Source organism: Streptomyces sp. NPDC048338, from assembly GCF_043201055.1.
GTDB lineage: Bacteria > Actinomycetota > Actinomycetes > Streptomycetales > Streptomycetaceae > Streptomyces.
The window spans coordinates 48079-70089 of record NZ_JBICYQ010000003.1 but is presented as its reverse complement, the minus strand read 5'-3'; the positions used below and the strand labels follow the sequence as shown (position 1 = coordinate 70089).

The following is a 22011-nucleotide window of genomic DNA, read 5'->3' as shown; positions in this document are numbered from 1 at the left end:
CAAGCCCCTCCCGAACCGGCGCCGAGAACGTACGGTTGACGCATGACGAGCATCGGTGGTGTCGAGATGGTCGACTGGAACCTCGCGGTCGCGACCGCGACCCGACTCCTGCGCCCGGGACCCGAAGTGACCCGCGACGAAGCCCGCGAGGTCGTCGCGGAACTCCGCCGGCACGCCAAGGCGTCCGAGGAACACGTCCGCGCCTTCACCCGGATGGTCCCCGAAGGCCACGAACCACGGGACACACCCGTCCTCGTCGTCGACCGCGCCGGCTGGGTCCGCGCCAACGTCGCCGGCTTCCGCGAACTGCTCTCGCCCCTCCTCGACAAGATGCAGGAACGCCGCTCCACCACCACCGGCGGAGCCATGCTCGGCGTCGTCGGAGGCAAGGTCACCGGCGTCGAACTCGGCATGCTCCTGTCGTTCCTCGCCTCCCGCATCCTCGGCCAGTACGAGACCTTCGCCCCCGCCACCCGCGAACTCCCCACCGGCGACAACGGCGGCGGACGACTCCTCCTCGTCGCCCCCAACATCGTCCACGTCGAACGCGAACTCGCCGTCGACCCCCACGACTTCCGGCTCTGGGTCTGCCTCCACGAAGAGACCCACCGCACCCAGTTCACCGCCGTCCCCTGGCTCCGCGACCACCTCCAGGGCGAGATCCAGTCATTCCTCGGCGCCACCGAGGTCGACCCGTCCACCGTCGTCGAGCGCCTGCGCGAAGCCGCCCAGGCACTCGCCGGAGGCCGCCCCGAAGGCGAGGAGGGAGAACCCTCCCCCTCCCTCGTCGAACTCGTCCAGACCCCCGAACAGCGCGAGATCCTCGGCCGCCTCACCGCCGTCATGTCCCTCCTCGAAGGACACGCCGACTACGTCATGGACGGCGTCGGACCCCAGGTCGTCCCCTCCGTCGCCGAGATCCGCGAGAAGTTCCAGCAACGCCGCGCCCGCGGCGCCTCCCGCCTCGACCTGGCCCTCCGCCGCCTCCTCGGCCTCGACGCCAAACTGCGCCAGTACCGCGACGGCGAACGCTTCGTCCGCGCCGTCGTCGACCAGGTCGGCATGGACGGCTTCAACCGCGTCTGGACCTCCCCGAACACCCTTCCGACCAAGGCCGAGATCGCCGCACCCGCCGACTGGATCGCGAGGGTGCACCGTAAGGCAGACTCCTGAGACGCAGGCCGCGGACGGCAGAAGAAAGCGCCACCAATCACCCATCCGAGGGACCATAGGCGAAGAGCAGGCGTGCAATGCTCGGTAAACGGCCGGGTTCTGTCACCATCGACGCACTCTGAGTGACCGAACCCCCTCTTCCGACCGTTAAGTCTCCGACCGAGGCACCCCACTCCTTCACGAAGGGCACCGGACATGGGTCCCCATCCTGCGGTCGCGGCGATACGCCTGGCGGTCCGCCGCGTACTCCACGACATCCTCACCGAACACCACACCGACACCGGCGAGCCGACCACCGAGCCCCTGGTGCTCGTCGCCTGCTCCGGCGGCGCCGACTCCATGGCACTCGCCTCCGCACTCGCCTTCGAATCCCGCAAACTCCCCCTCCGCGCCGGCGGCATCACCGTCGACCACGGACTCCAGGACGGCTCCGCCCAACGCGCCGCCGAAGTCGCCGACCGCATGACCGCACTCGGCCTCGACCCCGTCGACTCCGCCGCCGTCACCGTCGGCCGCGAAGGCGGACCCGAAGCCGCAGCCCGCGACGCCCGCTACGCCGCCCTCGACGCCGCCGCCGAACACCACGGCGCCACCGCCGTCCTCCTCGGCCACACCCGCGACGACCAGGCCGAAACCGTCCTCCTCGGCCTCGCCCGCGGCTCCGGCATCCGCTCCCTCTCCGGCATGGCCGCCGTCTCCGGCACCACCCGCCGCTACCGACGCCCCTTCCTGGAACTCGACCGGCAGACCGTCCGCAAAGCCTGCGTCGCCCAGGAACTCGCCGTCTGGGACGACCCCCACAACGCCGACCCCGCCTACACCCGCTCCCGACTCCGCCACGAAGGCCTCCCCGCCCTCGAGAAAGCCCTCGGCAAAGGCGTCGTCGAAGCCCTCGCCCGCACCGCCCAGCTCTCCCGCGACGACGCCGACGCCCTCGACTCCTGGGCCGCCGACGCCGACGCCTCCGTACGCGACGACGCCGGCCGCCTCGAATGCGCCAAACTCTTCGGACTGCCCCCCGCCGTCCGCCGCCGCGTCCTCCGCCGCGCCGTCATCGCCGAGGGCGCCCCCGCCGGCTCCCTCTTCGCCCGCCACATCGAAGAGGTCGACCGACTCATCACCGGCTGGCGCGGCCAAGGAGCCATCAATCTGCCCGGCCGCGTCGAGGCACGCCGGCAGGGTGGCAGACTGGTCATTCGGCAAGGCTGACGCAAGCTGCAACGAAAGTGACCCGGGTGAACGAGAAGGACATGGGCACCGACCTCAAGTCGGTGCTCATCACCAAGGAAGAGATCGACGCGAAGCTGGCCGAGCTGGCCGCGAAGATCGACGCAGAGTACGCGGGCAAGGACCTGCTCATCGTCGGAGTCCTCAAGGGCGCCGTGATGGTGATGGCGGACCTGGCACGCGCCCTGTCCACCCCCGTCACCATGGACTGGATGGCCGTCTCCTCCTACGGAGCCGGCACCCAGTCCTCCGGAGTCGTCCGCATCCTCAAGGACCTCGACACCGACATCAAGGGCAAGCACGTCCTCATCGTCGAGGACATCATCGACTCCGGCCTGACCCTGTCCTGGCTCCTGTCGAACCTCGGCTCGCGCGAGCCCGCCTCCCTCGAGGTCTGCACCCTGCTCCGCAAGCCCGACGCCGCCAAGGTCGCCATCGACGTCAAATGGATCGGCTTCGACATCCCCAACGAGTTCGTCGTCGGATACGGACTGGACTACGCCGAGAAGTACCGCAATCTCCCCTTCGTCGGCACCCTGGCCCCCCACGTCTACGGCGGCTGACCCCACCGGACCCCACCCCGCGATCCAGGGAACCAGCACCGCCTTCCCGCCGTTGGAGCAAGGGAAGGCGGTCTCCGGCCCTCATGCTGGGGTACCGTCCGAAGAACAGCTTTTTCTCACAGCAGCATTTACCTACGGGCAGGAGGGACGGAGCGTACCCGCTCCGTATGGATGGACGTGAAGCGATACTTCCGTGGGCCGGTCATGTGGATCGTGCTGGCCGTCCTCGCCGTGGTCGTGCTGATGCAGGTCGTCGGCTCGTCCGAGGGCTACAAGACGGTGGACACCAGCAAGGTAGTCCAGGCGATCAATGACAAGCAGGCCAACCAGGTCAAGCTGACGACCGGCGACGAGCAGGTCATCAAGGTCGAGCTCAAGAAGGACGCCGACAAGGACAAGTACGGCGGCAGCACCAAGATCCAGGCCAGCTACATCGGTGACCAGGGCGCCAACCTGACCACCACCCTCCAGGAACAGTCCGCCTCCGGCGCACTGGACAAGGGCTACACCGTCTCCCCCGAGCGGCAGAGCCCCTTCCTCTCGATCCTGTTCTCGCTGCTCCCCTTCGTCCTCATCGTGGTCGTCTTCCTCTTCCTGATGAACCAGATGCAGGGCGGCGGCTCCCGAGTCATGAACTTCGGGAAGTCCAAGGCCAAGCTCATCACCAAGGACACCCCGAAGACCACCTTCGCCGACGTGGCGGGCTCCGACGAGGCCGTCGAGGAACTCCACGAGATCAAGGAATTCCTCCAGGAGCCGGCCAAGTTCCAGGCCGTCGGCGCCAAGATCCCCAAGGGCGTGCTCCTCTACGGCCCGCCCGGCACCGGCAAGACCCTCCTCGCGCGCGCCGTCGCGGGAGAAGCGGGCGTGCCGTTCTACTCGATCTCCGGCTCCGACTTCGTCGAGATGTTCGTCGGCGTCGGCGCCTCCCGGGTCCGCGACCTCTTCGAACAGGCCAAGGCGAACGCCCCCGCGATCGTCTTCGTCGACGAGATCGACGCCGTCGGACGCCACCGCGGCGCCGGCCTCGGCGGCGGTCACGACGAGCGCGAGCAGACCCTCAACCAGCTCCTCGTCGAGATGGACGGCTTCGACGTCAAGGGCGGCGTCATCCTGATCGCCGCCACCAACCGACCCGACATCCTCGACCCGGCACTCCTGCGCCCCGGCCGATTCGACCGGCAGATCGCCGTCGACCGCCCGGACATGCAGGGCCGCCTGGAGATCCTCAAGGTCCACCAGAAGGGCAAGCCGGTCGCCCCGGACGTCGACCTCGGCGCCGTCGCCCGCCGCACCCCCGGCTTCACCGGTGCCGATCTCTCCAACGTCCTGAACGAGGCGGCGCTCCTCACCGCCCGCTCGGACAAGAAGCTGATCGACAACCACTCCCTGGACGAGGCGATCGACCGCGTGGTCGCGGGCCCGCAGAAGCGGACCCGGATCATGTCGGACAAGGAGAAGAAGATCACCGCGTACCACGAGGGCGGACACGCCCTGGTCGCCGCGGCATCCCCGAACTCCGACCCCGTCCACAAGATCACCATCCTGTCCCGCGGCCGCGCCCTGGGCTACACGATGGTGCTCCCGGACGAGGACAAGTACTCGACCACGCGCAACGAGATGCTCGACCAGCTGGCCTACATGCTGGGCGGACGCGCCGCCGAGGAACTCGTCTTCCACGACCCGACCACGGGCGCCGCGAACGACATCGAGAAGGCCACCACCACGGCCCGCGCGATGGTCACCCAGTACGGCATGACCGAGCGACTCGGCGCCATCAAGTTCGGCGGCGACAACACCGAGCCGTTCCTCGGCCGTGAGATGGCCCACCAGCGCGACTACTCGGAAGAGGTCGCCGCGCTGGTCGACGAAGAGGTCAAGAAGCTCATCGAGACCGCGCACAACGAAGCGTGGGAGATCCTCGTCGAGAACCGCGACGTCCTCGACAACCTCGTCCTGCAGCTCCTCGAGAGGGAGACGCTGGGCAAGGAGGAGATCGCCGAGATCTTCGCCCCCATCGTCAAGCGCCCGGCCCGCCCCGCCTGGACCGGATCGGCCCGCCGGACGCCCTCCACGCGTCCGCCGGTGCTCTCCCCCAAGGAGCTGGCCCTGACGAACAGCGCGAACGGCGCGACCCCGGTCGACACCACCAAGGCGATCGAGATCGCCCCGGAGGACACCCCGGAGTCCTGACCCGGAATGGATGCCGCGCCCCCCAGGTTTTAGCCTGTGGGGGCGCGGCATTTCGCGTACTCAGGGCAGACGGAACGAGGCACAGATGACCGACCCGGTGACGCTGGACGGCGAGAGCACGATCGGCGAGTTCGACGAGAAGCGCGCCGAGAACGCCGTGCGCGAGCTCCTCATCGCGGTCGGAGAGAACCCTGACCGCGAGGGGCTGAGGGAGACGCCGGCGCGGGTTGCACGCGCGTACAGGGAGCTCCTGGCGGGGATGCGGCAGGACCCGGAGGATGTCCTGACGACGACGTTCGACCTGGGCCACGACGAGATGGTCCTGGTGAAGGACATCGAGTTGGTTAGCTTCTGTGAACATCATCTTCTCCCGTTCCATGGAGTGGCCCACGTGGGCTACATCCCGGCGGATTCCGGGAAAATCACAGGTCTCTCCAAGCTTGCGCGACTCGTGGATGTCTTCGCTCGGCGCCCGCAGGTGCAGGAGCGGCTCACTACGCAAATCGCGGATTCACTCATGCGAATCCTTGAGGCGCGGGGGGCGATCGTCGTGATCGAGGCCGAGCACATGTGCATGTCCGTCCGCGGCATCCGCAAGCCGGGCGCGAAGACGACGACCTCCGCGGTACGTGGCCAACTGCGTGACGCTACTACGCGAGCCGAGGCCATGTCCCTGATAGTGGCACGTTAGTCGCGGATATCCCGTATGGGTTCATAACCTCCCCGGTCAGTGACTCGATCACCGACCGGGGAGGTTTTTTTCATGGGATACGGGCTTTCCAGCAAGATGCTGGTGAACCTGGTGGAGGGGTGCGCCCAGGCCAGGACGGTCGTTCCGGGCCAGGTCCTGTGGACGCTGGACGGCGACCGGACGGTGCACACCGTCGTCTCGGAGGTGACCGCGGCCAAGGCCCGCGAGGCCGTCGAAGTGGTCACCGACCACATGACCTTCGTCGCCAGTCCGGATCTGCTGCTGGCGACGCCGGACGGCTGGACGCAGGCGGGCGAGGCCGCCGGGGCGACGGTCGCGTGGACCCCGGCGCGGAAGCTGCGCAGGGAGCGGCTCCGGATCGGGCCGGGGTACGACTTCGGCTACTTCGTCGGCGCGACCTGCGCGGACGGGACCGTCGGCCGGAACTACGTGTCGCTGGTCGTGAACGAGGAATGGTTCGCTTCCCGGTACGCGGCCGCACTGACCGCCTGTACCGGGCTGCCCGCGCGTCTGGAGCCGGTGAGCCGGCCGTCCGGGTATCTGGAACGGGATGCTCCCGGCTTCCGGGTACGAGTGGTCTCGTCCTACCTCGCCGACGCCCTGCGGCACTATGCGGGCGACGCCCACCACATGCGGCAGCGCTTTCCGAGGGTGGTGCTGAGGGACATCGAGACGTTCCGGGGATTCCTCGACGGTTACGTCGACGGTGACGGCTGCCCCATCAGGCATTGGCCGGGCCGGGTGGTCACGAGCGCCAACGTGCCGTTCCTGACCGAGTTGGCGCAGATCGTCGGAGCGCGGTTCACCCCGTCGAGGAAGGTGCCGGCCTCGCAGCTCTGCGTGTCGGACCGCTGGGAGAGCCGGGGCACCTTCGTGCCCGAGTACCACCGCACCGATCCACCGGAGTCCTCCTGGGTCACGGTGCGCGACGTGCGTCCCCGGCCCGCCGCAGGGACCAAGCCGTTCACCTTCTACGGCTACCGGCTCGCGCCGTATCCCACGTTCCTGGTGAACGGGCACCTCGTGCGCGAGCCCCGGTAGGCCGGCCGGGGCCGGTCAGGTGACCGGCGCCGAGCCGTTCTTGCCGTTGTTCTCGTCCTCCGGGAGCTTGCAGACGCGCTCCAGGAAGAGGGCCGCCGCGATGACCGCGGCGCCGGCCAGGACGGCAAGGCCGGCGTAGATGGCCTGGTCCCGGCGGGCGGGGACGTCCAGGGAGCCGAGGAGGAAGACGCCGACGCCGCCGTACATGCCGGCGACGAGGGCGGCGACGAGGGCGCTGGCCTGGCCGAAGACCACCGCGCGGGCCGCCATCAGCGGTTCCACGCCCTTGGCGTCCGGGCGGCGCTCGCGCTGGGCCTTGAGGCGGACGCGGATGGAGAGGGCGGTCGCGGTGAGGACGGCGGCGATGGCGGCGAGCACGATGGGCGCGGCCAGGGGGACGCTCGGCAGGGTGCCGACGGCGTCCCACAGCCGGGCGCCGCCCCAGGAGAGGACTCCGGCCACGATGAACAGTCCGGCGAGAACCTTGAGCCGCAGTTGTTTCACCGGGTGTCCTTCGGGGGGTCGGAGTCGTCGGGGCTGTAGTCGATCTCTGACGAGACTAACGACTACTCGGGCAGACGGAGTTCCAGGTCGGTGCGTGGCATGACGCCGTCGTGGCCGAGGGAGGCGAGGAGTTCGCCGACGGTGCCGTGTCCGGGGATGCGGGCCTCGGGGTCGACGTCGTGCCAGGGGGCGAGGACGAAGGCGCGCTGGTGGGCGCGGGGGTGGGGGAGGGTGAGGACCGGGTCGTCGGAGACGACGTCGGCGTAGGCGACGATGTCGACGTCGATGGTGCGGGCGCCCCAGCGCTCTTCGCGGACGCGGTGGAAGGCCTCTTCGACGGCGTGGGCGCGCTCCAGGAGGGAGGAGGGCGGCAGGGTCGTCTTCACGAGGGCGACGGCGTTGAGGTAGGAGGGCTGGCTGCCGGGGTCGACGCCCCAGGGCTCGGTCTCGTAGACGGGGGAGACGGCCTTGACGCGGACGCCGGGGGTGTCTTCGAGGGCGTCGATGGCGCCCTGGAGGGTTTCGAGGCGGTTGCCGAGGTTGGAGCCGAGGGCGATGACGGCCCATTTGGGGTTGGAGAGGGTGGTGTCGGCGGCGTCGACGGCTGCGACGACGGACGCCGGTACGGGCTGCACGGTGGGATCGCTGTGCGTGGCTTTCATACTCGGCTCCGGGTGATGGTGACGGTCACGTCGTCGAAGGGGACCGTGATGGGGGCGTCGGGCTTGTGGACGACGACTTCGACCTCCTGGACGCCGGGGTGCTTGAGGCATTGCTGGGCGATGCGTTCGGCGAGGGTCTCGATGAGGTCCACCGGTTCGCCCTGGACCACGTCGACGACCTCTTCGGCGACGACGCCGTAGTGGACGGTCTTGGTCAGGTCGTCGTCGGCGGCCGCGGGGCGGGTGTCGAGGCCGAGGGTCAGGTCCACGATGAAGGTCTGGCCCTCCTCGCGCTCCTTGGGGAAGACGCCGTGGTGTCCTCGGGCCTTGAGGCCGCGCAGCGCGACACGATCCACGGGGGGTTCCTCCTGCTGTCGTAGTTCCGGGGGCCACGCAGCCGGGTGCGGACGGCCGGGTGTCCTCCTTCGAATCTACCTGCGAGCGCCGACAGCTCTTGCCCGTGGGGGCGGGAGGTGAGGGGCACACTGGCTGGGTGCGGCCCCTACCCCGGGGGCCGGATTCCAATCCCCCGGGCCACTCGAACGGCGCAGGATTGCGTCAGGTGCCTGGTTCTTCGTCGTCTTCGTCGTCTGATTCGGCGAGGACGGGGGAGCCGTGGTGGGACCAGATCTTCCAGCCGTCGGGTGTGCGGCGGAACACGTTGGTGGCGACGACGAGCTGGCCGACGAGGGGTCCGAGTTCGGCGCCGTCCTCGGCGGGGCCGCCGCTGAGGATGTTCTCGGTGCAGGTGACGACGGCCACGTCGGTGGTGAGGGACGTCTTGACGTCGGTGAGGAAGAACTGGATGTACTCGGTGTTCGCCATGATCAGGGCGTAGGAGCGGAGTACTTCGCCGCGGCCGGTGAGGACGGGCCAGCCGGGGTGGACGCAGCTGATGGGGGTGGCTCCGTCGTCGAGCCAGAGGGTGGAGATCTCTTCGAAGTCGCCGCGTTCCATGGCCTCGTAGAAGGCGGTGTTGGCGGCTTGGACGGCTTCGGTGTCGGCCGTGTGGGTCACGCGGCTCCTTCGACGGCTCTGGCGACTCGGACGGCGTCGGCGGTGGCTCTGACTTCGTGGACGCGGACGGCCCAGGCGCCTTCGTGGGCGGCGATGGCGGAGACGGCGGCGGTGGCGGCGTCGCGTTCGCGGGCGGGGGGTGGGCCGGCGCCTTCGCGGGTGAGGACGTGGCCGAGGAAGCGTTTGCGGGAGGCGGCGACGAGGAGGGGGCGGCCGAGTGCGCGGAGTCGGGGGAGGTGGGCGACGAGGGCGAGGTCGTGGGGGGCGAGTTTGGCGAAGCCGAGGCCGGGGTCGAGGACGATCCGGTCGGGGTCGATGCCGCCGTCGATGACGGCTTCCATGCGGGTGCGGAGTTCGGTGACGACTTCGGTGACGACGTCGTCGTAGACGGCGAGGTTGTTCATGTCCTGGCTGAAGCCGCGCCAGTGCATGACGACGAAGGGGACTTCGGCGGCGGCGACGGCGGGGATCATGCCGGGGTCGGCGAGGCCGCCGCTGACGTCGTTGACGAGGGTGGCGCCGGCGGTGACGGCGGCGTGGGCGACGGAGGCGCGCATGGTGTCGACGGAGACGGTGATGCCTTCGGCGGCGAGGCCGCGGACGACGGGGACGACGCGGCGGAGTTCTTCTTCCTCGTCGACGCGGGTGGCGCCGGGGCGGGTGGATTCGCCGCCGACGTCGACGAGGTCGGCTCCTTCGGCGGCGAGGTGGAGGCCGTGTTTGACGGCGGCGGTGGTGTCGAACCAGCGTCCGCCGTCGGAGAAGGAGTCCGGCGTCACGTTGACGACGCCCATGACCGCGCAGCGGTCCCACTCCGGCAGGCCTCGGGGTGTGCCCCGTCCGCTCAACGTACTCATGCGTCCAGCCTAGGGGGTGTCCTGCCGGTCATGCTCTGCCGATCAGGCCCTGTCGCTCAGGCGGCGCGGGCTTCGTGGCCGGTGGGGGAGCCGACGATGTGGGGGCAGGGGCGGGCGGTGGGGGTGGTGCGGCGGGTGAAGGGGCGGGGGACGCGGAAGTTCACGAAGCCTTCGGCCTGCATGGCGGCGAGGCCGATGCGGGGGAGGTCGCCGCTCTTGCGGTAGACGACGAAGCGGGGTTCCCAGCGGGGGCGGAACTTGGCGTTGAACTTGTAGAGGGACTCGATCTGGAACCAGCGGGAGAGGAAGACGAGGAGTCCGCGCCAGACGCGGAGGACGGGGCCGGCGCCGATCTTCTCGCCGCGGGCGAGGGCGGAGCGGAACATGGCGAAGTTGAGGGAGACGCGGGTGATGCCGAGGCGGGGGGATTCCTGGAGGGCGGCGACGATGAGGAGCTCGTTCATGCCGGGGTCGGCGCTGCGGTCGCGGCGCATGAGTTCGAGCGACATGCCGTCGGTGCCCCAGGGGACGAAGTGGATGATGGCTTTGAGGTCGCCGTAGGGGGAGTGGGGGTCGGCGGGCTGGTCGGGGTCGTTCTTGTGGGCGGTGGCTATGACGGCGTCTCCGTCGCCGGGGTCGCCGATGCGGCCGAGGGCCATGGAGAAGCCGCGTTCGGTGTCGGTGCCGCGCCAGTCGGCCGCGGCTTGCCGGATGTGTGCGAGTTCGCTGTCGGTGAGGTCGCGGACGCGGCGGACTTTGGTGGTGTAGCCGTTGCGTTCGATGCGCTTGACCATTTGGCGGACGTTGCGCATGGCGCGGCCGGTGAGGGAGAAGTCGGGGACGTCGACGATGGCTTCGTCGCCGAGTTCGAGGGCGTCGAGGCCGGTCTCGCGGGTCCAGACCTCGCCGCCGGTCTCGGAGCAGCCCATGACGGCGGGGGTCCAGGAGTGGGCTTTGGCCTCGTCCATGAAGCGTTCGATGGCGCCGGGCCAGGCTTCGACGTCGCCGATGGGGTCGCCGCTGGCGAGCATGACGCCGGAGACGACGCGGTAGCAGACGGCGGCCTTGCCGCTGGGGGAGAAGACGACGCCCTTGTCGCGGCGGAGGGCGAAGTGGCCGAGGGAGTCGCGGGCGCCGTGTTTGTCGAGGAGGGCGCGGAGGCGGGTCTCGTCGTGTTCGGTGAGGCGGGCGGCGGGGTGCTCGGGGCGGAAGGTCAGGTAGATGGTGGTGAGGGCGGTGAGCATGCCGAGGGCGCCGAGGGAGTAGCCGACGGTCCAGTCGACGTCGCCGGTGTAGCCGATGGGGCCTTCGATGCCGAGGAGTCCGTAGAGGACGTGTTCGAGGCGGTCGGTGAGGCTGGGGTTGCCGATGATGCGGCGGGGGTGGGCGCTGACGATGACGAGGCCGAGGGCGAGGGAGCCGGCTCCCATGAGGACGAAGTTGGCGAGGGCGCGCCAGCGGCTTCGGGGGTCGGGGAGGGCGGCGAATTCACTCCGGTGGCGCAGCAGGAGTGCGAGGAGTGTGAGGGAGAGCAGGGCGCCGAGGACGGAGTGGCGCCAGACGAACTGGGCGGCGGCGCCGAGGGGGAGGAGGACGACGGCGGCTCGCCAGGCGCGGCGCTTGTGTCGCTTGAGGCCGTGGGCGAGGAGGAGGAGCAGGACTCCGGCGCTGAGGGAGAGTGCGGCGGAGAGGGGGCCGAGGGTGCCGGGGAGGACTTCGGCGACGGCGTGCATGCGGCTGGCGCGGAAGCGGGGGAAGACGCCTGCGGCGATGTCGATGAGGCCGATGAGCGTGCAGGCCGTTCCGACGAGGGTGGGGACCTTCTCGGGGCGTGGTCCGCGGAGAATCCGGCGTACGCGAACCGGAACCGATCCTGATTTGTCCCCATCTACCGTGACAGACATCGCTTCCCGTGCTTCCCGTGGTTTCGCGAGGATTCTTGGATCCGGCGGGCCGGGCGGTCGTGCGGCGGGCCTGCCGGAGGGTATTGCGCCTTCTAGGACGGCGCGGTGGGGCGGTGGGTTCATTCACGCACAGGAAATTCTCACGGAAGAAGCTCGAAGGACTCATGGGTCTCACCAGCAACGTTGTCCTGGCGCTTGCGGTCGTGCTGGCCGTCGCGCTGTTCGCCGCCACGGTGTGGCTGTGGCCGCGGCTGGCCGGTGGCGGGGGGCGGGCGGTGCTGGGGAGGGTCGGTCTGCTGGTCGCGACGCAGGTGGCGCTGTTCGCCTCGGTCGGTCTGGCGGCGAACAATTCGTTCCTGTTCTACGGCTCCTGGGCGGATCTTTTCGGGCAGGAGCAGGATCTGGGTGTGGTGGTGGATCACTCGGCCGGCTCCAGGGACGTCAAGGTTCTGGGGACGCAGCCGGTGGATGTTCCGGGTGGGGACCGGCCGTCGGTGGGCGGGCAGATACAGAAGGTGGTGATAGCGGGTGAGAAGTCGAGGATCGACTCTCCCGCGTACGTGTATCTGCCGCCGGAGTACTTCCAGCCGCGGTACGCGCGGAGCACGTTCCCGGCCGCGGTGGTGCTGACGGGGTATCCGGGTACGGCGGAGAACCTGTTGAAGGGGTTGCGGTATCCGCGGACGGCCTTCCAGCAGGTGAAGGAGGGGCGGATGCAGCCGATGGTGTTGGTGATGCTGCGTCCGACGGTGGCGCCGCCGCGGGACACGGAGTGTGTGGACGTGCCGGGCGGTCCGCAGACGGAGACGTTCTTCGCGGAGGATCTGCCGAAGGCGGTGTCGGAGACGTACCGGGTGGGGACGAAGCCGCGGAACTGGGGGTTCATGGGGAACTCGACCGGCGGGTACTGCGCGTTGAAGATCGCGTTGCACCATCCGGACCGGTTCGCCGCGGGTGCGGGTTTCTCGGCGTACTACCGGGCGGCGGAGGACGTGACGACGGGTGATCTGTTCCATGGGGACGGGGCGGCGCGCCGGCGGGCCGATCTGCTGTGGAGTCTGGATCACGTGAAGCAGGGGCGGTCGTCGTTCCTGGTGACGACGTCGAAGCAGGGTGAGGGGAATCTGAAGGGGACGCGGGAGTTCATCGCGAAGGTGCGGAGTCCGGCGCGGGTCTCCTCGATCACGCTGGAGAGCGGCGGCCACAACTTCAACACGTGGAACCGGGAGATCCCGCCGGGTCTGGTGTGGATGAGCGGGCGGCTCAGCGCGAACTGAGGGTGTCCCCGGTGGTGTCCGTCGCGGTGGGTCCGCCGGTGGTGCTGGGCCGGTCGTCGGTGGTGCCGGGGCGGGCGCGGCGCAGGGCGCGGTGGACGGCGGCGGGGGTGAGGACGCCGGCGTACCGTCCGCCGTCGGCGGGGTCGGTGACGGGGAGCCAGCCGGTGTCGTCCTGGAGGAGGGCGGCGAGGGCGTCCTTGAGGGAGGCGCCGAGCGGGACGGGTGGGGGCGCGGGGTGGGTGCGGCCGGGGTCGTCGGCGTGGAAGCGGCCGGTGGGCCGGCCGTCGGCGTCGAGGACGACTCCCCAGGGGGCGTCGGGTGTGCCGGCGGTGGGGCCGGGGCGCAGGGTGGGGGCTTCTTCGAGGTCGTCGCGGCGGAGGGCGGTGACGGAGAGCCTCTTGAGGTCGCGGTCGGCGCCGACGAAGTCGGCGACGTAGGGGGTGGCGGGGGCGCCGAGGACGGTGGCGGGGGTGTCGAGCTGTTCGATGGTGCCGTGTCCGTAGACGGCGATGCGGTCGCCGAGGCGGACGGCTTCCTCCAGGTCGTGGGTGACGAGGAGGACGGTCTTGCGGACCTGGGACTGCAGGCGCAGGAACTCGTTCTGGAGGTGTTCGCGGACGACGGGGTCGACGGCGCCGAAGGGTTCGTCCATGAGGAGGACGGGCGGGTCGGCGGCCAGGGCGCGGGCGACGCCGACGCGCTGGCGCTGGCCGCCGGAGAGTTGTTCGGGGTAGCGGGGGCCGTACTTCCTCGGGTCGAGGCCGACGAGTTCGAGGAGTTCGGCGGCGCGGGCGCGGGCCTGGGCCCGGGGGGCGCCGAGGAGGTGGGGGACGGTCGCGGTGTTGTCGAGGACCGTCTTGTGGGGGAAGAGGCCGACCTGCTGGATGACGTAGCCGATGCGGCGGCGGAGTCGGACGGGGTCGCCGGCGGATATGTCCTGGCCGTCGAGGAGTATGCGGCCCGAGGTGGGTTCGATGAGCCGGTTGACCATCTTCATGGTGGTGGTCTTGCCGCAGCCGGACGGGCCGACGAGCGTGACCAGTTCGCCTTCGGCGACCTCGAAGGAGAGGTCGTCGACTGCGGTGGTGCCGTCCGCGTAGCGCTTGGTGACGTGCTCGAACCGGATCATGGTTCACCATTCTGTCCCCTTACGGCCGGGGGCGTGTGAAGGGCGTGTTGCCGCATTGTGGCGGTCCTCGGTGATGGCCGGCGTCGAGGGCTAGGGTCGGGTCAGACGTACGTTCGGAGTGCGGGCGGCGGGGGGAGGGCTCATGGCTGCGGCGAACTGCCTGGTGACGAACGACTGGATCTGTGGGGAGTATCTGCGCACCCGCAGTGGGGAGTTGACCGAGGCGACGCTCCAGCATGTGGGAATCACCGTGGTGTCCGTGGTGATCGGGCTGATGATCGCCTTCCCGCTGGCGCTGCTGGCCCGGGCGCGTCCGCGGTGGGCGGGGCCGGTGCTGGGTCTGACGACGCTGCTCTACACGATTCCGTCGCTGGCGATGTTCTCGCTGCTGCTGCCGTTCTTCGGGTTGTCGGCGGCGCTGGTGGTGACCGGTCTCGTGCTGTATTCGCTGACGATCCTCGTGCGGAACATCCTGGCCGGTCTCCAGGCGGTGCCGGCGGAGGCGCGGGAGGCCGCGCGGGGTATGGGGTACGGCTCGGGCCGGATGCTGTGGGAGGTCGAACTCCCCCTCGCTCTGCCGGCGTTGATGGCGGGTCTGCGGATGGCGACGGTGTCCACGATCGCGTTGACGACCGTCGGGTCGATCGTGGGGCGTGGGGGGCTCGGCAATCTGATCGAGGACGCGCTGCCGACGTTCTTCAAGGCGCAGGTGCTGGCCGCCTCGGTGCTGTGCGTGGTGCTGGCGGTGGTCGCGGACCTGCTGTTGCTGGGGGTTCAGCGGTTGCTGACGCCGTGGACGCGGATCCGTGCCGGGCGGGGGGCGGGGTGACATGGGGATCGTGACGGGTGCCTGGGAGTGGCTGGTCACCGGGGCCAACTGGTCCGGTGAGGGCGGGGTGTGGCACCGGCTCGGCGAGCACGTGTACGTGAGCGGGGTGTCGTTGGCGCTGGCCTGTGCGGTGGCGTTGCCGCTCGGGTTGTTCCTCGGTCATCTGGGCCGGGGCGGCACGGTCGCGATCAACGTCTCCAACGCGGGGCGGGCGGTCCCGGTCTTCGCGGTGCTGGCGCTGTTCATGGTGTCGCCGTTGCGCAACGCGGGCTATGTCCCGACGGTGATCGCGCTGGTGCTGTTCGCGGTGCCGCCCCTGCTGACCCACGCCTATGTGGGGGTCCGGGAGGTGGACCGGGCGGTGGTGGAGGCCGCGCGGGGGATGGGGATGTCGGGCGGGCAGCTGTTCCTGCGGGTGGAGCTGCCGCTGGCCCGTCCGCTGCTGATGACGGGGCTGCGGTCGGCGGCGGTGCAGGTGGTGGCCACGGCGACGATCGCGGCGATGGTCGGCCAGGGCGGCCTGGGCCGGATCATCACCGCCGGGTTCAACACGTACGACACCCCTCAGGTGGTCGCGGGCGCGCTGCTCGTGGCCGTGCTGGCCCTCCTGGTGGAGGCGGTGCTGGTGGGGGCGGACCGACTGCTCGGCCGCAGGACGCTGTGACGACGGACCGATGGACGAACCGAATGGAATGGGTGATCTCGTGAGCAGGACCTCGCGCATCGCTGGTGCGGTACTGGGCGTGGCGGCGCTGACCGTCTCGCTCGCCGCGTGCGGCGGCGACAGCCTGGAGGAGGGCAAGGCGGGCGGTTCCGGCGGGAGCACGGGCGACTCGGGGAAGAAGGGGTCGCTGGTCGTCGGGGCGGCGGCGTTCACCGAGTCGAAGGTGCTGGCGGAGCTGTACGCGCAGGTGCTGGGCGACGCCGGGTACGCGGCGAGCGTCACGACGGTGAAGAACCGCGAGCTGTACGAGCCGTCGTTGGAGAAGGGCGAGATCGACGTCGTCCCGGAATACGCGGCGACGATCGCGGAATTCCTCAATGCCAAGGTGAACGGTGCGAAGGCGCCCGAGGAGAAGCCGGTCGCCTCGGGTGACGCGGCTGCCACGGTGGCGGAGCTGAAGAAGCTCGCCGAGCCGCGTGGACTGAAGGTGCTGGCGGTCGGGGAGGCGGTCGACCAGAACGCCTTCGCGGTGTCGAAGGAATTCGCCGAGAAGAACAAGTTGACGACGCTTTCGGATCTCGGCCGGGCGAAGCTGAAGGTCAAGATCGCGGCGGGTGACGAATGCGAGATCCGGCCTTTCTGCGCGCCGGGTCTGAAGAAGGTCTACGGGATCGACGTCGCCGGGATCGACCCCAAGGGTGTGGGGACGCCGCAGTCGAAGCAGGCGGTCAAGGACGGGGTGGACCAGCTGGTGCTGACCACCACGACGGACGCGACGATCGAGAGCTTCGGGCTCGTCTTCCTGGCCGACGACAAGAAGCTCCAGAACGCCGACAACGTGCTGCCGGTCGTGAATGCGAAGGATGCCGGATCTCCGGAGATAGCCGCCGCGCTGGACAAGATCACCAAGGTGCTGACGACGGCTGATCTCGCCGAACTCAACCGCAAGGTGGACGCGGAGCGGGCGAAGCCGGAGGACGTCGCGAAGGCCTATCTGGAGTCGAAGGGGCTGATCGGGAAGTAGCGTTCCGGCAGGGGGAGTCGGCCCGGTCCCGGGTGGGTCCGGGGCCGACGGCGAGAAGTGGCCAAGAGATTGCCGGGCCGACCCCCCATACGGCGCCTACGCACGGTAAATTTCAGGCCATGCCACGTGGACGCCACCGCCATTCACCTCCTCTGCACAAGCTTCTGCCGCCCTCCGCGGTAGCCGGGGCTGCGGCCGTGTGTGCCGCGGGCGCCTGGTTGCTCGCGGATCCGGTGGCGCTGCGGCTGCTCGTCGCGGCCGCGGCGGCCGCCGCGGTCACCGGCGCCGTCATGATGCGCAGTTGGGACCGGGGCGCCGGCCGGCAGGTCGCCGAGCTGATCCGGGCGCGGACCGCGGACGAGTGGAAGACCGAGGAGCGGATAGCCGAGCTCGAGTCCGACATCGAGGAGTCGCGCGAACTGCGCGCCCGGCTCGACAAGAAGCTGCGCGCCAAGCGGGTCGAGCTCGCCGGGCTGCGCGGCGAGCACGCCGAGCTGCTGCGCCGGTACGCCACCGCGGAGACGGAGCGGGCCAGCGCCCTGGAAGGCCGCCGTCAGCTCGCCCTGGAGGCGTCCTCCCCCGCGAAGGAGCTGCCGGCCGCCGGGTCCACGCCGACGCCGGCCGCCTACCGCCAGGCCGCCGAGGCCCTGCGCAGCCTCTCGCGCAACGCCGCCGCCCAGCAGGCCCGCCGCACCGCGGAGGCGGCCCGCAGCCGCGATCTGGCGGAGCGCGCCCGGGAGACGGAGGAGCCGCAGGGGAAGCACGCGGCGGTCGCCGGGACCGAGCGGCACGCTCGTCCGTCGATCGCCGCCGTACCTCCCGTACGGGCGATCCCGGCCGCGGCGGCCATCGTCCCCTACGCCTCCCGCCGGCCCGCCCCGCGCCCCGAGGGCGGCTTCGACTTCTTCGGCATGCAGAAGGCGACGGCCGCGATCGAGGCGGTCCAGGACACCGACCTCGCGGACGTGGTCGGCGAGGAGGCCCTCGCCGACGCCGCCCCCCGCACGCGCGAGAAGCGGGCCATCGGTCATGTCATCGACCTGACCGCGCACGACGAGACCGAGCAGATCGACGTGGTGGAGCTGCGGGGAGCGGTCAACTCGTGAGCCTGCGGACCGCCGCCCTGGGCGCCGACGAGGCGCACGGGCTGCGGGACGAACTCATCGCCCTGTGCGCCCAGGCCTTCTGCGGCGCACCGTGGCACGAGCCTCCGCGGGGGGCCCTGCGGATCGTGGAACGGCTCCTCGGCCGGACCGGAGGGCAGGGCTTCCGCTGCGTCGCGGCGTTCGACGGCGGCACCCTCCCGGCGCGGGCGCGGGCGCGGGCGGGGGCGCCCGGCGCGGAAGGCGCCGGGGGCGCGCTCGCCGGCTTCGCGGCCGGCTGGTCCGACCGCGCCCTGTCCGGCGCGGACGACGCCTTCGAACTCGCCGAACTCGTCGTCGCACCCGCCCACCAGGGCCGTGGTCTGGGCCGCGCGCTGCACGACGCCCTGCTGGACCGGGCGCCCGCGCCGCGCCTGCTGATGACCCTCGACGTGCCGGAGCTGCGCGACCGCTACGTCCGCTGGGGCTGGCGCGTGGTCGAGCGGAGGCTGCCGGAGAAGGACCCGCGGCCCTTCGTCGTCATGCGGCACGGCTGACCCCCGCGCCCTGCGGAGCGCACCGCGCCCGGCCTACTTGTCGATGTCCCCGACCACGAAGAACAGCGAGCCGAGGATCGCCACCATGTCGGCGACCAGCGTGCCGGGCAGCAGTTCGGTCAGCGCCTGGATGTTGTTGAACGACGCCGACCGCAGCTTGAGCCGGTACGGCGTCTTCTCGCCCTTGGACACCAGGTAGTAGCCGTTGACGCCGAGCGGGTTCTCCGTCCAGGCGTAGGTGTGGCCCTCGGGCGCCTTGAGGACCTTCGGCAGCCGCTGGTTGATCGGCCCCGGCGCGAGCTCCGCCATCCGGTCGAGACAGGCGTCCGCGAGGTCCAGGGAGTTGTGGGTCTGCTCCAGCAGGCACTCGAAGCGGGCGAGGCAGTCGCCCTCCTCGCGGGTGACGACCCGCAGGGTGTCCTGGAGCTCCCCGTAGGCCAGGTAGGGCTCGTCGCGGCGCAGGTCGAAGTCGACGCCGGAGGCGCGGGCGATGGGCCCGGAGACGCCGTAGGCGTGGGCGGCCTCCCGCCGGAGCACGCCGACGTTCCGGGTGCGGCCGCGGAAGATCTCGTTGCCGAGGACGAGCTTGTCGTACACGTCCATCCGCGAACGGACGTCGGCGACGGCCAGCCGGGCCCGGCCGAGCCAGCCGGCCGGCAGGTCCTCCTTGAGGCCGCCGACCCGGTTGAACATGTAGTGCATCCGGCCGCCGGAGACCTCCTCCATCACGGCCTGGAGCTCCTCGCGCTCCCGGAAGGCGTGGAAGACCGGGGTGATGCCGCCCAGTTCCAGGGGGTACGAGCCGAGGAACATCAGGTGGTTCAGCACCCGGTTCAGCTCGGCGAGCAGCGTGCGGGTCCACACGGCACGCTCGGGGACCTCCATGCCGAGCATCCGCTCGACGGCCATGACGACACCGAGCTCGTTGGAGAAGGCCGACAGCCAGTCGTGGCGGTTGGCGAGCATGACGATCTGGCGGTAGTCGCGCGCCTCGAAGAGCTTCTCGGCGCCGCGGTGCATGTAGCCGATCACGGGCTCGGCCTGCCGGATGACCTCGCCGTCCAGGACGAGCCGGAGGCGGAGCACACCATGGGTCGAGGGATGTTGCGGCCCGATGTTCAGCACCATGTCGGTGCTCTCCGCCGCCCCGCCGATTCCGACCGTCGTCTCCGTCATGGGGACAGTATCCCTGCACCGGACGGCCGCCGTCGGGGGCGTCCACCGTCCGCGGCCCGGGCCGCGGACGGACCGCCGGCCCCGGTCCCCTCAGACCGGCCGGTCCGGCCCGGCCGGGACGCTCCGGGTCAGCCACAGGAAGTCCCCGAGGCCGCCCCGGGAGGTGAGCTCGGCCGCCTCGCCCGCCGCGGCGAGCGCCCGCACGTAGGCGGCGGGGTCGCTCGACGCCAGGGCCAGCGGCGGCCGGCCGCCGGCCACCCCCAGCCGTCCCAGCGCCTCCCGCTGGGTGCGCAGCTCCCCGCCGGCCGCGGCGCACGCGTCCATCGCCACGTGCGCCGTCAGATCGCACGACCCGTCCGGCACCGGGGCCACCTCGCGCCCGGCCCGGAAGCCCGTCAGCGTCCCGAAGGGCGGCCGGGCCGCCCGCAGGTGCCCGTAGTCCACCGCCACCGCCGTCCCCGCCGCCAGCGCGTCGACCGCGTCCGCCCACGCCTCGTCCCGGGGCCGTCCGATCTCCGCGCGCTCGCCCGGCTCCCGCAGCGGCCACCACCGCTCCAGCCATCCTGCGTCCGGGCCCGTCACGGGGTCGCCGTGCCGTTCCGTGCCGTCGTCCCGCACCTCCACGTAGCGGACGGTTCCCGACGCGTCGACCTGCGCGACGTCCACCGGCACGTTGTCGAGCCACTCGTTGGCGAAGAGCAGCCCCCGCACCCCCCGGGGCACCCGGTCCGTCCACACCACGCGCGGGTCGAGGCCGTCGGGCCGGGCGGCGCGCTCCACGCCGTACGGCCGCACGGTGAGCCCGGGCGGCACCGCGGCCAGCACGCCCGTCAGCAGCTCCCCGCGCCCGGCCCCCATGTCGACCAGCGCGACCTCGTCCGTCCCCAGCTCCCCGGCCACCTCCGTCAGCAGCCGGGCGACGGCCCGGGCGAAGAGCGGGGAGGCGTGCACGGAGGTGCGGAAGTGCCCGGCCGGGCCCTCGGGCCGCAGATAGAAACCACCCGTCCCGTACAGCGCCCGCTCGGTGGCCTCGCGCCACCGCAGCCACCCCTCGCGCTCCCGCCGCTGACACGTCTCATCCGTCACAGGCCCCAGTCTCCACCTTGCGGAGTACGGTCCTCACGCCAAGGATCGACCCCACGGTTGACCCCTGCACCTATCCGCCTTCCCTACGCTGGGTCACGTGCAGCGCCTCTACGACTTCATCCGCAGACACCCGACGGGCGTCGACACCTTCTGGGCCGTCGTCCTGTTCGGGTTCTCCCTGCTGTGGGTGGGTTCGACCTACCCGGCGGTGGACCATCCCGCCGCGTACGGGGTGGTCGCCGCGCTGCTGTGCCTGGTCGTGGCCCTGCGGCGGCGCGCGCCCGAGAAGATGCTGGTGCTCACGGTCGTCCTGGGCGTCGCCCAGCTCGCCTTCGGGCTGATGCCGTTCTTCGCCGACTTCGCGATGCTCGTGATCATCTACACCGTCGCCGCGCACGACGGGCCGCGGTGGGCCTCCCGGCTGGCGCTGGCGGGCGGTCTGAGCGCCGCGACGCTCTCCCAGGTGCGCTGGCCGGAACAGGAGGAGATCGACTCCACCGCGGCCCACGTCTTCTTCACGGTCATCATGACCGTGCCGTTCGTCCTCGCCTGGGTCCTCGGGGACTCCCTGCGGACCCGCCGCGCCTACTTCGCACAGCTGGAGGAGCGGGCCTCGCGCCTGGAGCAGGAACGCGAGGCGCAGGCCAAGGTGGCCGTCGCGGCCGAGCGTGCCCGGATCGCCCGCGAACTGCACGACGTCGTCGCCCACAACGTCTCGGTGATGGTGGTGCAGGCCGACGGCGCCGCGTACGTCCTGGACGCCTCGCCCGACCAGGCCAAGCAGGCCCTGGAGACCATCTCCTCCACCGGCCGCCAGGCGCTGGCCGAGATGCGCCGGCTGCTCGGCATCCTGCGCACCGGCGAGCACCAGGAGGCGGGGGAGTACGTGCCCCAGCCCGACGTCGAGCAGATCGAGGACCTCGTCGAGACGGTCCGCGGCGCGGGCCTCACGGTCGACTTCCGGGTCGAGGGGACCCCGCGCCCGCTGCCCAGCGGCGTGGAGCTCACCGCGTACCGGATCGTCCAGGAGGCGCTGACCAACACCCGCAAGCACGGCGGTCCGGACGCCGGCGCGAGTGTCCGCCTGGTGTACTTCGACGACGGTCTCGGGCTGCTCGTCGAGGACGACGGGCGGGGCGCGACCCACGAGATGTACGAGGACGGGGGTGCCGACGGCCGTGGCCACGGCCTGATCGGCATGCGCGAGCGGGTCGGCATGGTCGGCGGCACCCTGGACGCGGGGCCGCGTCCCGGGGGCGGCTTCCGCATCAGCGCCCTGCTCCCCCTCAAGCCCGCTCACTAAGGGGTGCCTCGTCGATCGTGCCGGGCTCCCG

General features: G+C 71.0%; 22 protein-coding genes. 13 read left to right on the top strand and 9 right to left on the bottom strand.

Annotated features, from left to right (window positions below; all coding sequences use genetic code 11):
- Positions 1 to 42 precede the first annotated feature (42 nt).
- The 6 genes from ACGFZF_RS07800 (at position 43) to ACGFZF_RS07775 (ending at position 6909) form a co-directional block, all read left to right on the top strand.
- Positions 43 to 1173, top strand: coding sequence for a zinc-dependent metalloprotease (locus ACGFZF_RS07800; RefSeq protein WP_393551929.1), 1131 nt, complete (start codon positions 43 to 45; stop codon positions 1171 to 1173).
- A 195-nt stretch (positions 1174 to 1368) separates the two neighbouring features.
- On the top strand, positions 1369 to 2382 hold the full coding sequence (tilS, locus tag ACGFZF_RS07795; RefSeq protein WP_393551927.1) for a tRNA lysidine(34) synthetase TilS: 1014 nt from the start codon (positions 1369 to 1371) through the stop codon (positions 2380 to 2382).
- Between the two features lie 41 nt (positions 2383 to 2423).
- Positions 2424 to 2963 (top strand): hypoxanthine phosphoribosyltransferase, encoded by a 540-nt coding sequence (gene hpt, locus ACGFZF_RS07790; RefSeq protein WP_132917781.1) that lies wholly within the window; start codon positions 2424 to 2426, stop codon positions 2961 to 2963.
- A 171-nt stretch (positions 2964 to 3134) separates the two neighbouring features.
- Positions 3135 to 5156, top strand: a complete 2022-nt coding sequence (gene ftsH / locus ACGFZF_RS07785) for an ATP-dependent zinc metalloprotease FtsH (RefSeq protein WP_393551925.1) — start codon at positions 3135 to 3137, stop codon at positions 5154 to 5156.
- A gap of 85 nt (positions 5157 to 5241) precedes the next feature.
- Positions 5242 to 5847, top strand: a complete 606-nt coding sequence (gene folE / locus ACGFZF_RS07780; protein ID WP_393551923.1) for a GTP cyclohydrolase I FolE — start codon at positions 5242 to 5244, stop codon at positions 5845 to 5847.
- A gap of 72 nt (positions 5848 to 5919) precedes the next feature.
- Positions 5920 to 6909 (top strand): hypothetical protein, encoded by a 990-nt coding sequence (locus tag ACGFZF_RS07775; protein ID WP_393551921.1) that lies wholly within the window; start codon positions 5920 to 5922, stop codon positions 6907 to 6909.
- Between the two features lie 15 nt (positions 6910 to 6924).
- Here the strand turns inward: ACGFZF_RS07775 and ACGFZF_RS07770 are convergent, their stop codons facing one another.
- From ACGFZF_RS07770 to ACGFZF_RS07745, 6 genes are all read right to left on the bottom strand, one after another.
- Positions 6925 to 7413 carry a DUF3180 domain-containing protein gene (locus ACGFZF_RS07770; protein ID WP_393551919.1) on the bottom strand — a complete coding sequence of 163 codons (489 nt, stop codon included), beginning with the start codon at positions 7411 to 7413 and terminating at the stop codon, positions 6925 to 6927.
- 62 nt (positions 7414 to 7475) lie between these two features.
- Positions 7476 to 8075, bottom strand: coding sequence for a 2-amino-4-hydroxy-6-hydroxymethyldihydropteridine diphosphokinase (gene folK, locus ACGFZF_RS07765; protein ID WP_393551917.1), 600 nt, complete (start codon positions 8073 to 8075; stop codon positions 7476 to 7478).
- Entirely contained in the window at positions 8072 to 8431 is a 360-nt protein-coding gene (gene folB / locus ACGFZF_RS07760; protein ID WP_147979038.1) for a dihydroneopterin aldolase, read from the bottom strand. The genes folK and folB overlap by 4 nt, the downstream gene beginning before the upstream one ends.
- A gap of 202 nt (positions 8432 to 8633) precedes the next feature.
- A complete protein-coding gene (locus ACGFZF_RS07755; protein ID WP_393551914.1) occupies positions 8634 to 9092 on the bottom strand; it encodes a nuclear transport factor 2 family protein in 459 nt (152 codons plus the stop codon).
- Entirely contained in the window at positions 9089 to 9949 is an 861-nt protein-coding gene (folP, locus tag ACGFZF_RS07750; RefSeq protein WP_393551912.1) for a dihydropteroate synthase, read from the bottom strand. The genes ACGFZF_RS07755 and folP overlap by 4 nt, the downstream gene beginning before the upstream one ends.
- 56 nt (positions 9950 to 10005) lie before the next feature.
- Entirely contained in the window at positions 10006 to 11853 is a 1848-nt protein-coding gene (locus ACGFZF_RS07745; protein WP_393551910.1) for a phosphatidylglycerol lysyltransferase domain-containing protein, read from the bottom strand.
- 164 nt (positions 11854 to 12017) lie between these two features.
- Here ACGFZF_RS07745 and ACGFZF_RS07740 point away from each other — a divergent pair, with 164 nt between their 5' ends.
- Positions 12018 to 13130 (top strand): alpha/beta hydrolase, encoded by a 1113-nt coding sequence (locus ACGFZF_RS07740; protein WP_393551908.1) that lies wholly within the window; start codon positions 12018 to 12020, stop codon positions 13128 to 13130.
- On the opposite strand, the gene ACGFZF_RS07735 is transcribed toward ACGFZF_RS07740, so the two are convergent.
- Positions 13117 to 14259, bottom strand: coding sequence for an ABC transporter ATP-binding protein (locus ACGFZF_RS07735; protein WP_393551905.1), 1143 nt, complete (start codon positions 14257 to 14259; stop codon positions 13117 to 13119). The two genes, ACGFZF_RS07740 and ACGFZF_RS07735, sit on opposite strands and share 14 nt — an antisense overlap.
- A gap of 142 nt (positions 14260 to 14401) precedes the next feature.
- Between ACGFZF_RS07735 and ACGFZF_RS07730 the strand changes: the two genes are divergently transcribed.
- The 5 genes from ACGFZF_RS07730 (at position 14402) to ACGFZF_RS07710 (ending at position 18415) form a co-directional block, all read left to right on the top strand.
- Positions 14402 to 15088, top strand: a complete 687-nt coding sequence (locus ACGFZF_RS07730) for an ABC transporter permease (RefSeq protein ID WP_393551903.1) — start codon at positions 14402 to 14404, stop codon at positions 15086 to 15088.
- Position 15089: 1 nt separating this feature from the next.
- Positions 15090 to 15752, top strand: a complete 663-nt coding sequence (locus ACGFZF_RS07725; RefSeq protein ID WP_393551901.1) for an ABC transporter permease — start codon at positions 15090 to 15092, stop codon at positions 15750 to 15752.
- Between the two features lie 28 nt (positions 15753 to 15780).
- Positions 15781 to 16776, top strand: a complete 996-nt coding sequence (locus tag ACGFZF_RS07720; RefSeq protein ID WP_393551899.1) for an ABC transporter substrate-binding protein — start codon at positions 15781 to 15783, stop codon at positions 16774 to 16776.
- A gap of 119 nt (positions 16777 to 16895) precedes the next feature.
- The gene (locus tag ACGFZF_RS07715; protein ID WP_393551897.1) at positions 16896 to 17882 is read left to right on the top strand and encodes a hypothetical protein; all 987 of its coding nucleotides are present in this window, start codon (positions 16896 to 16898) and stop codon (positions 17880 to 17882) included.
- On the top strand, positions 17879 to 18415 hold the full coding sequence (locus ACGFZF_RS07710) for a GNAT family N-acetyltransferase (protein ID WP_393551895.1): 537 nt from the start codon (positions 17879 to 17881) through the stop codon (positions 18413 to 18415). Before ACGFZF_RS07715 ends, ACGFZF_RS07710 begins: the two co-directional genes overlap by 4 nt.
- A 33-nt stretch (positions 18416 to 18448) precedes the next feature.
- Here ACGFZF_RS07710 and ACGFZF_RS07705 read toward each other — a convergent pair whose 3' ends face one another.
- Complete coding sequence (locus tag ACGFZF_RS07705) at positions 18449 to 19591, bottom strand: NADH-quinone oxidoreductase subunit D (RefSeq protein WP_356603772.1); 1143 nt, start codon at positions 19589 to 19591, stop codon at positions 18449 to 18451.
- Between the two features lie 90 nt (positions 19592 to 19681).
- Entirely contained in the window at positions 19682 to 20677 is a 996-nt protein-coding gene (locus tag ACGFZF_RS07700; RefSeq protein ID WP_393551893.1) for an SAM-dependent methyltransferase, read from the bottom strand.
- A gap of 97 nt (positions 20678 to 20774) precedes the next feature.
- Here ACGFZF_RS07700 and ACGFZF_RS07695 point away from each other — a divergent pair, with 97 nt between their 5' ends.
- Entirely contained in the window at positions 20775 to 21980 is a 1206-nt protein-coding gene (locus ACGFZF_RS07695) for a sensor histidine kinase (protein ID WP_356603776.1), read from the top strand.
- Positions 21981 to 22011: the final 31 nt, after the last annotated feature.

Coding starts and splice junctions, on each gene's coding strand:
- ACGFZF_RS07800 (WP_393551929.1), top strand. CDS start 43: ATGACGAGCATCGGTGGTGTCGAGATGGTCGACTGGAACCTCGCGGTC.
- tilS (WP_393551927.1), top strand. CDS start 1,369: ATGGGTCCCCATCCTGCGGTCGCGGCGATACGCCTGGCGGTCCGCCGC.
- hpt (WP_132917781.1), top strand. CDS start 2,424: ATGGGCACCGACCTCAAGTCGGTGCTCATCACCAAGGAAGAGATCGAC.
- ftsH (WP_393551925.1), top strand. CDS start 3,135: ATGGACGTGAAGCGATACTTCCGTGGGCCGGTCATGTGGATCGTGCTG.
- folE (WP_393551923.1), top strand. CDS start 5,242: ATGACCGACCCGGTGACGCTGGACGGCGAGAGCACGATCGGCGAGTTC.
- ACGFZF_RS07775 (WP_393551921.1), top strand. CDS start 5,920: ATGGGATACGGGCTTTCCAGCAAGATGCTGGTGAACCTGGTGGAGGGG.
- folK (WP_393551917.1), bottom strand. CDS start 8,075: ATGAAAGCCACGCACAGCGATCCCACCGTGCAGCCCGTACCGGCGTCC.
- folP (WP_393551912.1), bottom strand. CDS start 9,949: ATGAGTACGTTGAGCGGACGGGGCACACCCCGAGGCCTGCCGGAGTGG.
- ACGFZF_RS07745 (WP_393551910.1), bottom strand. CDS start 11,853: ATGTCTGTCACGGTAGATGGGGACAAATCAGGATCGGTTCCGGTTCGC.
- ACGFZF_RS07740 (WP_393551908.1), top strand. CDS start 12,018: ATGGGTCTCACCAGCAACGTTGTCCTGGCGCTTGCGGTCGTGCTGGCC.
- ACGFZF_RS07735 (WP_393551905.1), bottom strand. CDS start 14,259: ATGATCCGGTTCGAGCACGTCACCAAGCGCTACGCGGACGGCACCACC.
- ACGFZF_RS07730 (WP_393551903.1), top strand. CDS start 14,402: ATGGCTGCGGCGAACTGCCTGGTGACGAACGACTGGATCTGTGGGGAG.
- ACGFZF_RS07725 (WP_393551901.1), top strand. CDS start 15,090: ATGGGGATCGTGACGGGTGCCTGGGAGTGGCTGGTCACCGGGGCCAAC.
- ACGFZF_RS07720 (WP_393551899.1), top strand. CDS start 15,781: ATGGGTGATCTCGTGAGCAGGACCTCGCGCATCGCTGGTGCGGTACTG.
- ACGFZF_RS07715 (WP_393551897.1), top strand. CDS start 16,896: ATGCCACGTGGACGCCACCGCCATTCACCTCCTCTGCACAAGCTTCTG.
- ACGFZF_RS07705 (WP_356603772.1), bottom strand. CDS start 19,591: ATGACGGAGACGACGGTCGGAATCGGCGGGGCGGCGGAGAGCACCGAC.